Here is an 11,889-nt window from a genome sequence, read left to right on the forward strand (position 1 = left end):
ACGGTTATCACGAAGTGATTCTGGATCATTATTACTCTTAGTATATTTTTTATACCAGTTATATACTTGTGCATAACTCACATCATATTTTTCGGCTGTTCTATAGTAATTAATATCATGTTTAATCAAGAATTCAATGATTTCTAGGCGTTCTTCAAAGGTAGTTTTTCTGGTTGAATTTCTTTTTTTAGTCAAATTTAGGTCTCTCTTTCTAGGCTGATAAGCCTTTAAGGTACCTTCATTATACCGCTTTATCCAGTTATATAGTTGTGTATGAGATTTTAATCCATTTTTTATTGCGAAGTTTAGTAAAGAATCTCCCGATTCCATAAATGCTGTAACTAAAGAAATTTTAAAGTTAAGAGTATAACTTTGGTTAGTACGCTTACTTTTAAGTCCTTCAATTCCTTGATATTTGTATAATAGACACCATTGTTGGATAGTTTTATTATTAATTGAATACTTTTTAGAAATTTCATATATACCTTTTTCCTTAGCCTCTTTTAAAATAGATAGTTTTTGTGCTGAATTAAATTTTGGTTTTCTTGCCATAAAAAATACCCTCCAAGTATCTAGATGATTTTGTATATTTCATCTGTATACTTAGAAGGTATTATAGCCTAAATCAAACTTGGGGGTTAATTGCTTATTCCGCCGTTTTAGCGAATTGTGCGTTGTAGAGTTGAGTGTAGAAACCGTTTTGAGCCATGAGACTGTCATGGTTGCCTTGCTCAATGATTTTGCCAGCTTTCATCACTAAGATACAATCAGCATTTTGGATGGTTGACAAGCGGTGTGCCACAATAAAACTGGTCTTATTTTCCATAAGTTTATCGAACGCAGCTTGAATTTTCAACTCTGTCCGCGTATCAATACTAGAAGTAGCTTCATCTAAAATTAGCATTGGGGGCATCTGCAACATCACCCGTGTGATACAGAGCAATTGTTTTTGACCTTGACTGAGAGATTCATCGGTAATGAAAGTATCGAGTCCTTGGGGTAATTGTTGAATAAATTCCCAAGAGTGAGAGTCTTTCGCCGCTTGGATGATTTCTTCCTCGCTTGCCTGAGGCTTACCCAATATGATATTTTCCCGGACGGTACCTTCCTTAATCCAAGTTTCTTGCAAGACCATTCCGAAGTTTTGGCGGAGAGATTTACGTGAAACTTCCTTAATTTTATAGCCGTCAATTTTGATATGATTTTTATCAGTATCATAAAAACGCATTAAGAGGTTAATGAAAGTCGTCTTTCCACAACCTGTCGGGCCGACCAAAGCTACTTTCATCCCAGGTTTGGCGGTGAAGTTAAAGTCTTGGATTAATGGTTTATCAGGATCATAGGCAAAGTCAACATGGTCTATGTCGATGAGTCCTTGAGCTTCAGGTAAAGCTTGGTCGGGATCGGGACTTTCGGGTTTGGCTTCGATTAAAGCGAAAACACGGGCGGCACAAGCCAGGGAATTTTGTAGCTCTGTAATGACAGAGGAAATATCATTAAAAGGCTTCATATATTGGTTAGCGTAGGCTAAAAGTACCGTTAAGCCCCCAACTGTTAAGGAATTAGCCATAATTCGTAAAGCACCGACTAAGGCCACTAATGCGTAGATTATATTATTGACGGCCCGAGTGGAGGGATTAGTCAGGGATGAAAAGAAGATGGCTTCTTGGGAGTAGGTTTGTAATTCTTGATTAACATGGGCGAATTGTTGAGAGGCTTGGACTTCGTGGCCGAAAGCTTTGACAATTTTTTCGTTCCCAACCATTTCGTTGATAAGGGCGGTTTGTTGGCCCCGGGTGGTTGTTTGTTTACGGAACATTTTGTAAGAACGTCCAGAGATATAACGGGCGACCAAGAAACTGACAGGTGTTAAAATCAGAACCATGGTGGTGATAATAAAGTCTTTGGACAACATAAAGCCAATGGTTACGAAGATAGCGACCACGCCAGAGAAGAGTTGACTGAAACCAAGCAAGAGCCCATCAGACAATTGGTCGACATCACCAATGATTCTTTGAACGGTGTCCCCGCTGGCATGGGAATCTAAATATTTAAGTGGCAGGCGTTCCACCTGACGAATAGCTCTAGCACGAATTTCTTGGATGGTATGGTAAGTTAGGCGGTTGTTAATCAGATTCATGACCCATGAGGCCACACCGGCAATTAGCAGTAAGACTAGAATTTGCCAGAGGTAGGCTTGGATTTGGGTGAAATGGACCTGACCTTGCCCGAGAATTTGATCAATAGCACGCCCGAAAATAATCGGGATGTAAAGTTGTAAGACTACAGACACACCTGCCAGGAAAATGCTCAGAATTAAGAGAAAGCGGTAGCGGGCAATGATTTTTAAAACTTTTTTCAAAGTTGTCAAACTATCGGTACGATTCATTTTAGTGACCGCCTTTCTTAGGGAATTGGGAGTAGTAGATTTCTTGGTAAACCTCACAAGTGGCCATTAAGTGGTCGTGGTTTCCTTGCCCAACGATTTGACCTTGATCAAGGACCAAAATATTATCTGCGGTTCGGACACTGGAGGTTCTTTGGGAAACGATAAAAATAGTCATTTTATGAGCCAGTTTTTTTAAAGCGCGCCGTAACTTGAGGTCGGTCGCAAAGTCCAAAGCACTGGCCGAATCATCTAGGATAAGGATGTCTGGCTGTTTGACTAGGGCACGGGCAATCGTGAGACGCTGGCGTTGACCACCAGAGAAGTTACGCCCGTTTTGTTCGACTTGAGCATCGAGTCCGCCAGCCTTACCTTGGACTATCTCTTTGGCTTGAGCGACTTCTAGGGCTTGCCAAAGTTCTTGTTCGGTCGCATCAGGCTTTCCCCATTGAAGGTTGGAGCGGATGGTTCCTTCAAATAAAACCGCCTTTTGGGGAACAATGCCGATTTTATCAATTAATTGCCCTGCCGGATAGGCTTTAACATCGTGGCCCGCCACGGTGATTTTTCCATGAGTCGCATCGTAAAAACGGGCGAGAAGGTTGACCAGGGTGGATTTTCCACTGCCAGTTCCGCCGATAATCCCAATCGTTTGTCCCGTTTGAACACGGAAGTTAAGCTGGGATACGGCTTGGGCATCATTGTGATTGTAACTAAGGCTAACATCTTGGAAGGCTACGGCTAAGTCATTTTCTGCTGGTGTATTTAGTACTTGAGGATAAGTCATATCCGGTTCTAAATCTAAGACAGTTTGAATCCGATTAGCACAAGCGATTGCGCGGTTGATGGAGATTACGAGCGAGGCTAATTTGATTAATTCCACCACGATTTGCGCCGTATAGTTGTAAAGGGCCACCACGTCACCTTGAGCCATGTGTCCGAGATTGACCTGGATGGCGCCCCGTTGGATTAAGAAAATTGTGGCCACGTTAATAATGATGTAAGTAGCGGGGTTCATGAGGGCAGATAGGCGCCCCACGAATTCATTAATCTTAGTCAGCGCGTGATTTTCTTGGTCAAATTCGGCAATTTCATCAGCTTCTTTCCCAAAAGCCCGAATCACTCGGACGCCGGTTAAGTTTTGGCGACTCGTTTTCGTGAGCTTATCTAAGGCATTTTGGCTTTTGGTATATAAAGGGATGGTAATTAACATGATTCCAAAAACGACCGCACTTAGAATTGGGATGGTAATCACGAAAATTATAGCGGCTTTGACATTAACGAAGAAAGCCATGACGACGGCCCCCAAAACGATAAACGGACTTCGCAAGAGAAGGCGTAAGGTTAGGTTCAATCCGTTTTGTACTTGGTTGATGTCGCTGGTTAAACGGGTAATTAAAGTATCAGTGCCGAGTTTATCCAGTTGTGAATAAGAGAGACGGCCAATATGGTCAAAGAGCGCTTGACGTAGCGAAGTTACACAACCGACACTGGCTTTGGCGGTGAACCATTGGGCCGTAAAAGAAAAGGCCATCCCAACGAAAGCCATGCCTAACAATAAGGCGAAACACCACCAAACGTAGGTGGAATTATGGTGACCAATCCCCTGATTAATAATGGCAGCGATGACTAGAGGAACAAACAGTTCCATCAAAGCTTCCAGTAATTTAAAGGCGGGAGCCAAAATGGCTTCTTTACGGTAATCAACTAAGTAGCTTAATGTTTTACGCAGCTGCTGCAAGATAAAACCTCATTTCTAGATAGTTTCTTAATTATTATGGTAAAGTCAAAATTTACATATGTAAAATATATATTATGCACTTGTTATTCAATAAATAAATATCACTACGGGGGATTTTCAACAGTTATGAAAAGTAAGCATAATTCTTGAAAAGCCAAGGAAAGTTCTATAAAATTAAAGAAAATATTAAGCATTAAAGGAGGAAAACATGGGGATTTTTAAAAAACTAGGCTGGTTTTTTAAAGCCGAGTGGAAAATTTACCTAGCTGGGGTGACGGCGCTTCTAGTCGTAGCTCTTAATAATCTGATTCCTCCCCGTTTAATCGGGGGTGTGGTGGATGCCATTGATAAGCATACCCTGAGCCCACAAATGCTGTGGTCTTATTTAGGACTCTTTTTATTTGCAGCCGTTTTTCAATATATCTTACGTTTTTATTGGCGGAAGTTTGTTTTTGGGGGTTCTGTCATTTTGGAAAAGAACTTACGCCGCAAACTTTTTCAACACTTTTTGAAAATGGACCAAACCTTTTTCCAAAAACACCGCATTGGGGATTTGATGGCCCATGCTACTAATGATATTGATGCCGTCCGTGATGTGGCAGGACCCGGGATTTTAACCTTAGCGGATTCCCTTTTCACGGGGCTTTCAACAATTATTGCCATGTGTTTCTTTGTTGATTGGCGTTTAACGCTTCTGGCGGTCTTACCCTTGCCACTGTTGGCCTTGATGGCGACCGTTTTGGGTAATAAGATTCATCAAGCCTTTGACAAGGCCCAAGCCGCTTTTTCCGAATTAAACAACAAGACTCAGGAAAGTATGTTAGGGGTTAAGGTGATTAAAACCTTGGGTCAAGAAAAGGAAGATGCGGCGGATTTTGAAAAATATATTGACCGCACGATTCAAGCCGACCGCAAGGCCTACTTTTTAGATGCGCTCTTTGATCCTTTTACATCTTTAATTTTGGGACTTTCTTATGTGGCCATTATTATTTTAGGTGGGTACTATGTTGTCAATGATGTGATTTCCATTGGACAGTTAGTGACGTTTATTTCCTACATGGCAGCTTTAGTGTGGCCGATGTTTGCGATTGGACGCCTCTTTAATATTTTGGAAAGAGGGAATGCCAGTTATGACCGAATTAGTAAACTGCTGGGGGAACAAGCCTCATGGGCACCTGCCAAGTTGACAGAAACTAAAGTTAAGGGCGACATTAACTTTGATATTGACAGCTTTGCCTTTCCAGGAGAAGCTGACAACAAACTTTACAATGTTCATTTTGAGTTAAAAGCAGGCCAAACTTTAGGTCTGGTGGGAGAAACAGGCTCCGGAAAGTCGACCATTTTGCGCTTACTATTGCGGGAATTTGACCATTATCAAGGTCAAATCACCATGGGTGGTCACGATATTCGTGATTACCAGCTGGATGATTACTCGGCTGCGATTGGTTATGTACCGCAAACTAATTTCCTTTTCTCAACAGACTTACGCAAGAATATTAGTTTTGCGGATGTGACAGCTGATGATGAAAGAATTAAGGAAGTGGCTTACTTGGCTGATGTTCACCGTGATATTGTAGCCATGGATGAAGGTTACGCAACCCAAGTCGGCGAAATGGGGGTCTCCTTGTCCGGGGGCCAAAAGCAAAGAATCGCTATTGCGCGGGCATTGTTGCCAGATCCGGAACTCTTGATTTTGGATGATTCCTTATCAGCAGTAGACGCCAAGACGGAAAATAACATCTTAGAGCGCCTCCACCAAACGCGGGCGCAAAAGACGACCATTATTTCTGGAAGTCGCTTGAGTTCTGTTAGTCAAGCTGATGAAATTTTGGTCATTTTAGACGGAACTATTGCCCAAAGAGGGACGCACGAAGAGTTATTAGCCCAAAAAGACGGCTGGTATGCTCAAACCTATCAACTTCAAGAAAAAAAGCCAAAGGGGGACGACTAAGTGGAAGATAAGAACCAGTCAGCTTGGGCCAAAGCCTTTAGTTTCCAAGATCAAAAGACGATTATCAAACGTCTCTTACCTTATACTAAACCTTATAAGAAGTACTTTATCACGGCCTTTATCTTTGCCTTTGGTTTAGCGGTCGTGAACGTGGTTTTGCCCCAAATCTTGCAGTACTACATGGACAATGTCCTCACCAGCAAGAATGTGGCCTGGAATGTTATTTTAGCCTTTGCGGGCCTATATTTTTTGGGGGTGATGGTCAAGGCCTTAACCCAATTTATTCAATTATTTGCCTTCTCGATGGGGGCCGAATACACTTTAGAAGCCGTGCGGGTAGCTTTATTTAAAAAGTTACATCGCTTAGGCTTACGGTATTTTGACAATACGCCTACGGGTTCGATTGTCTCGCGAGTGACTAACGATACCAAAACACTGTTTGATTTCTGGAATCTCTTTTTGACAATTGCGGTGGCACTGTTGTCAATGTTAACCGCCTTTGTAGCCATGTTGAGTGTCAATGTAACGATTTCGTTAGCGACCTTGCTTTTTGTACCGGTAATTTTAACGACGACCTATGTTTACCAAAAAATTTCGTCGAAAATCTACCGCACGATTCGGGAAGCCTTGAGTAAAATTAATACTAAAATCAATGAATCACTCTTGGGGATGGGCATTATTCAGCAATTCAACCAAGAAGAACGGATTTTAGGTGAATTTGATGAAATCAATGACTACTACGCCCAAAGACGGGCTAAGATGATTAATATCAATTCTTTTTTCCTCTTTCCAATTGTAACTTTGATGTATTCTTTAGCTGAAATTGTGGCTTTAAGCGTTTTTGGGATTGAAACCCAAAGTAACATCTTTGTTGAAGCGGGGGTCATCTATGCCTTCTTAACTTATGTCCAAAATTTCTTCAATCCTTTGAGTAATGTGATGGACTTCATGCCAGTTTTCCAAGATGGTTTAGTGGCGGGTTACCGGATTTTGAAAATTATGGATGATGACCGCCTGGCACCGCAACAAGCGGTCGATGAAACCGCCCAAATTACGGAAGGTAAGATTGAATTTAAAAATGTGACTTTTGCCTACGATAAAACCCCAATTTTGAAGAATATTACCTTTACGGCGCTCCCGGGTCAAACTGTGGCCTTGGTTGGTCACACGGGTTCAGGTAAAAGTTCAATTATTAATGTGCTCTTACGTTTCTATGAATATATGGACGGGGAGATTTTGATTGATGGTCACGATTTGCGGACTTTTTCGCATGAAGAATTGCGCCAAAAAACGGGGCTGGTCTTACAAGATCCTTTCCTCTTTTATGGTGATATTGCCTCAAATATTCGCATGTTTGACCAAAAGATTAGTGACGAACAAGTTCAAGCCGCGGCCAAATTTGTACGGGCGGATGAATTTATCGAAAAACTTGATGGCAAGTACCACGCCAAGGTTTCCGAACGGGGGACAACATATTCTAACGGGCAACGCCAACTCTTAGCTTTTGCGCGGACGATTGTGCGGGACCCCAAGGTTTTGATTTTGGATGAAGCAACTTCCAATATTGATCCCCAAACGGAAGAAGCAATTCAAAATGGTCTTAATCAGATGCGACAAGGGCGGACAACGATTGCGATTGCGCACCGCTTATCTACGATTAAGGATGCCGATTTAATCTTGGTGCTTGATAAAGGTGAAATTGTCGAACGTGGTAACCACGAGCAGTTGTTAGCGCAAGGTGGTTACTACGCTGATTTATATCAAATGCAGTTAGCAAAAGAATAAGCATAATCTCCAGTCATTAGGCTGGGGATTTTTGGTATAAAGAAGGGGAGTCTTTTTGAAAAAACAGCATATTGTGAAATAAATAGCTAATGACATTAGTCGAATATCCTCGCAACTGGCTTGGCCATGCTATAAAATCTCCTGCTGCAAGCCTCCTTACTGTACTGAAAAACTAACAAGTTAATTTTTTGTATGGCAAAAAGAGCTAACCAATCGATTAGCCCCTTAACACTAGTGTCTTGTGCGTTGCACAATTAGGAACATTATATCACAAATAAAAAATCTGGCAACATGTCTAGCTTTTTTGTGATTTGTCCTAAAAACAATTATTTATGTGTTACAATCGTTAATAGACAGAAAGTTATAAGGCGGTGGTTGTAACTTTTGAAAGGAGGTTTTTCGTACGGAAAATTTTCACGAAAGGAAACAACTTTGTGTTCAGTTTCAGCGACCTAATGGCGTTTGGAATGTTTCTACTTGCATTGTTGACTTATCTCGACAATCGCAACAAAAGGTAACCACAAAAAAACCGCTCTTCGTAACTTTGGCCAGGTTATTGAGCGGTAATTTTATTGCAATGTAACTCAAACCACCGTCTTAAACGGTCTGTTTGTCAAAGGATGATTGTAAAGCAATCGTCCTTTTTTCGTTACCATTATACGTTCTTTTTTAACCGAATGCAATGATTAAGTTGCTATCGATGGCGGAAAGTTAAAGACAATACAAGAAATTCGGATTAAAGAGAGATAAGCATAATCTCCAGTCATTAGGCTGGGGATTTTTGGTATAATGAAGGAAATTAATGAGGGGGAAAGAAGATGTCTAAACCTAAGGTAGCCTTTATTTGTGTTCACAATTCTTGTCGGAGTCAAATTGCCGAGGCTTTGGCCAAGCGGGATTACAGCGCTGTGTTTACAGCTTACTCAGCGGGAACAGAAACCAAATCACAAATTAATCAAGATGCTGTCCGGCTAATGAAAGCACGCTATGGCATAGATATGGAAGCCGACCAGTATTCTAAGCTATTGACTGATCTTCCGACGGTCGAGATTGTGGTGACGATGGGCTGTAATGTTTCTTGCCCAAGTTTACCATGTCGCTATCGTGAAGACTGGGGACTAGATGACCCTAGTGGTCAAAGTGAGGCAGCTTTTTTAACGACCATGGACCAAATTGAAAGTAAGTTGGCTGACTTAGCTAAACGAATTGAACAAGGTGTGATTTGACGGTTACTCAGTAATTTCAGAATTTCTCCGCTTAAAGGAGACGAAACCATTTAGCTTGCTTATATACTTTAAAAAACGGTGTATTTGGGCATGATGGCTATGTTGGTGAAGCTGATAGAGTGTATATCAATGTTTAATAACAGCAATGGAATTTTCATTTTTTTGAATATTACATTAACTTGGACGATATAAAAATTAAGTGAATTTGAATCTATTTCAGGTACGTCGAGAGATTATGTTAGGTGCTGTTTGTAAAATTGTGTGAAGATGAGTTTTATAGAGAAAAGTTTTAAATTATTATAGTGAATATCACTAAAAAAGCCTTCCCCGTTTTTGGGAAGGCTTCTTTAAGTTAATTAATTTTGGACAGCTTTTTTGAGGACAGCTCTGAGTTCGGGGTCGACAGCGTAGATGTAAAGACCGTGAACTCCACGGGTTAGGAGGACATTGAGCTCATTTTTGATAAGTTCTTCTGCAAAACTTTGTTTAGAACCATCTGCTAAAGTTCGTTTTTGATTAGCGTCTTTGTTTGCATGTTCGTTTTTATCGAAAACAATGTGACCATCGCGATATTTGACTGAAGGACCGATAATTACACCAGCATAATTAAGATCAAAACCTTGAACTGTGTAGGTTGAACCAACTTCATTGATAGTTTCAGGCTTTTCTGCCCAGGATAAATCCTTGTAGTTGATGTTATGATGTTTTTTATGCTTGATTTGGTTGTTCCAAGGAAGTTTCCAGTCATCAATTTTAACCATCCAGAGTTCATCATCTTTTGGTTTAGACGCAGAACTAAATTTCCAGTCGAAAGTTGCAATTATACGTGAAATACCATTGGCATAATTACTATCAGCATCCTGCTTGTTTTTTAAGCGAATGGCACTTTCTAAGGCTTGTGGAGTATCGAAAATCTTAACTTCATAGCGGGTACTGTTAGTTTTTAGAGTACCGACTGTTTGTTTGTCAACGATACTTCTAATCCAATTGATGGTGTGCTTATCAGCATCAATACGCATTTGATTCTTTAATACGATAAGGTTATCGTTTTTTCGCGCTTGATTTTCTAATTTGGTGATATCGTCAGCTTCTAGGATTTGTTGAGTGCGGAGAATTTGATTTTTATCAAAGATAATGACGACTACACGGGCCAATTTTAGTAAATCTTGAAGTTGGTTTTTACCACGGTAAGATTGTTTACCTTGCGTCCAAAGTAGGTGTGCTTCGTCGACAAGGACAACATCTACGGGGTGGCTAGCATTATTGATAAAGACGGTAGGTTTAGTTACTCGACTACTATCAAAGCTGAGTTTTTTCGCGATTGTTTGGTAAACTTTGACTTGTTCATCGTGGTTAACCATTAAGTGTACATCAATGTTACGGTCATCTTGAAGTAAGTCGTTAAAGATACTACTGAGGAGAACGGTTTTACCAGATCCGGCCTCTCCTGTAATCATAATTAATTGACCAGTTTCTTCATTTTCGAGTGCCGTGTCAATTTTTTCCATAACTACATTGCGAGCAATTAGTTGCTCTTGTTTAAGCTTATGAAAGGGCGAACTTTTGAAAATTGCCAAGTCACGGATAGTGCTTAGGGCTGGAAAGAGTTCCTTATTTTTTTTATGTAGTTTAGTCCAAATGGCGTTGAAAATACTGTCCAATTCTTCAACAGGATAGTATTCACCTTGTTGGTTAGTCCGACGGTTGTAAATTTTTATAACATTATCCACGGTGCCAAGGTGTAACATCAATTGATTTTCTATATCTAGGGTTAGTGATTTATTGAAGTGTTTGTGAGCAATAACGTATATTTGAGCAGTTTTTGATTTAGATAGGGAATTCCAATCATTTCTACTTTTAGGATCGTCAATTAAGTGCTGAGTAGTTCTTTTAGCGATATTATTGGTTTCTCCGATATAAACAGCATATTGATTTTTACCATTTTTGCTCTTGTCATTAATAATATAGACGGTAGGATATTGGTAAAGATAACGATTATCGTGGCCATCTTTTTGAGCGTTATCGCGCAGTTGTTGTAGGCCTGTTTGGTTGTAGGGAAATTCTTGGATAATAACTTTATTAGACATATTATTTTTAACTCCTTAATCAAAATTCCATGATCACTTTTGATTTTTTCGAATTTTATTAAGAATAATTTCGTTAGGATCGACGTTGAGTTTGTCGCACATATAGAGTAAGTAAATCATGGTGTCAGCAATTTCTTCCTTTAAGTCTTCGATATTTTTATAATCCAACTCTGGTTTCCATTGGAATAATTCGAGGATTTCACTTGCTTCGATACTAACTGAGAGAGCGAGATCTTTTAAGTTGTGATACTTGTCCCATCCTCGATCAGTTCGGAATTTAATAAGTTCTTGCATTATATCTTTATCCATTGAGCTTAGCCTCCGAAAATGATTTTAGATTTATTTTACCCTAAAATTGTGCATATTAACAAGATTACAAAAGCCGTTTTAACGTTGGTTGTCACTTCGCTACTCCCCTGTAGGTAGCTATTGGTGTAGATGCTATTATATTTTGGGGTATAGCACGGAATTAACTAAGATAATAAGATTTTCGATTTTTATCAATGTCGACAAGCATAACAGAAATTAGGCATAATAAAAAACCGCTCTTGTTAACTTTGACCGGTTTCATAAGCGATTTTTATTAATTGTTTTGTAATTTGGTCAGCGTCTTAAACGGTCTGTCAAGGGATGGGTGCTATCAACGCCCATCCTTTATTTTTATCACAGGGGCAAGAAGACTCCCGAACTTTGTTCGGGTGATGAATTGCCCC

At 40.1% G+C, this 11,889-nt stretch carries 8 protein-coding genes; 3 read left to right on the plus strand and 5 right to left on the minus strand.

Annotation, left to right across the window (positions count from 1 at the left end; genetic code table 11):
* The 3 genes from FC36_RS12735 to FC36_RS10335 form a co-directional block, all read right to left on the minus strand.
* The coding region (locus FC36_RS12735) for a helix-turn-helix domain containing protein (protein WP_056986918.1) at positions 1 to 552 on the minus strand (552 nt) is incomplete at its 3' end.
* Between the two features lie 94 nt (positions 553 to 646).
* Positions 647 to 2,389, minus strand: coding sequence for an ABC transporter ATP-binding protein (locus FC36_RS10330; protein WP_035188781.1), 1,743 nt, complete (start codon positions 2,387 to 2,389; stop codon positions 647 to 649).
* A 1-nt stretch (position 2,390) separates the two neighbouring features.
* Complete coding sequence (locus tag FC36_RS10335) at positions 2,391 to 4,118, minus strand: ABC transporter ATP-binding protein (RefSeq protein ID WP_056986922.1); 1,728 nt, start codon at positions 4,116 to 4,118, stop codon at positions 2,391 to 2,393.
* Between the two features lie 217 nt (positions 4,119 to 4,335).
* Between FC36_RS10335 and FC36_RS10340 the strand changes: the two genes are divergently transcribed.
* The 3 genes from FC36_RS10340 (at position 4,336) to FC36_RS10350 (ending at position 9,089) form a co-directional block, all read left to right on the plus strand.
* Positions 4,336 to 6,078, plus strand: a complete 1,743-nt coding sequence (locus tag FC36_RS10340) for an ABC transporter ATP-binding protein (protein ID WP_025021391.1) — start codon at positions 4,336 to 4,338, stop codon at positions 6,076 to 6,078.
* Entirely contained in the window at positions 6,079 to 7,863 is a 1,785-nt protein-coding gene (locus FC36_RS10345; RefSeq protein ID WP_025021390.1) for an ABC transporter ATP-binding protein, read from the plus strand. It abuts the gene before it with no gap.
* A gap of 818 nt (positions 7,864 to 8,681) precedes the next feature.
* The gene (locus FC36_RS10350) at positions 8,682 to 9,089 is read left to right on the plus strand and encodes an arsenate reductase ArsC (protein WP_025021389.1); all 408 of its coding nucleotides are present in this window, start codon (positions 8,682 to 8,684) and stop codon (positions 9,087 to 9,089) included.
* 356 nt (positions 9,090 to 9,445) lie between these two features.
* On the opposite strand, the gene FC36_RS10355 is transcribed toward FC36_RS10350, so the two are convergent.
* Both FC36_RS10355 and FC36_RS10360 read right to left on the minus strand, forming a co-directional pair.
* Positions 9,446 to 11,176 (minus strand): DUF2075 domain-containing protein, encoded by a 1,731-nt coding sequence (locus FC36_RS10355; protein WP_056986920.1) that lies wholly within the window; start codon positions 11,174 to 11,176, stop codon positions 9,446 to 9,448.
* Between the two features lie 33 nt (positions 11,177 to 11,209).
* On the minus strand, positions 11,210 to 11,485 hold the full coding sequence (locus tag FC36_RS10360; protein WP_035188780.1) for a nucleotide pyrophosphohydrolase: 276 nt from the start codon (positions 11,483 to 11,485) through the stop codon (positions 11,210 to 11,212).
* Between the last annotated feature and the right edge of the window lie 404 nt (positions 11,486 to 11,889).

Source organism: Ligilactobacillus equi DSM 15833 = JCM 10991 (assembly GCF_001435735.1).
GTDB lineage: Bacteria > Bacillota > Bacilli > Lactobacillales > Lactobacillaceae > Ligilactobacillus > Ligilactobacillus equi.

What these genes read in the sequence shown, in the direction of transcription:
- FC36_RS10330 (WP_035188781.1), bottom strand. Translation starts at nt 2,389, where the DNA reads ATGAATCGTACCGATAGTTTGACAACTTTGAAAAAAGTTTTAAAAATC.
- FC36_RS10340 (WP_025021391.1), top strand. Translation starts at nt 4,336, where the DNA reads ATGGGGATTTTTAAAAAACTAGGCTGGTTTTTTAAAGCCGAGTGGAAA.
- FC36_RS10350 (WP_025021389.1), top strand. Translation starts at nt 8,682, where the DNA reads ATGTCTAAACCTAAGGTAGCCTTTATTTGTGTTCACAATTCTTGTCGG.
- FC36_RS10355 (WP_056986920.1), bottom strand. Translation starts at nt 11,176, where the DNA reads ATGTCTAATAAAGTTATTATCCAAGAATTTCCCTACAACCAAACAGGC.
- FC36_RS10360 (WP_035188780.1), bottom strand. Translation starts at nt 11,485, where the DNA reads ATGGATAAAGATATAATGCAAGAACTTATTAAATTCCGAACTGATCGA.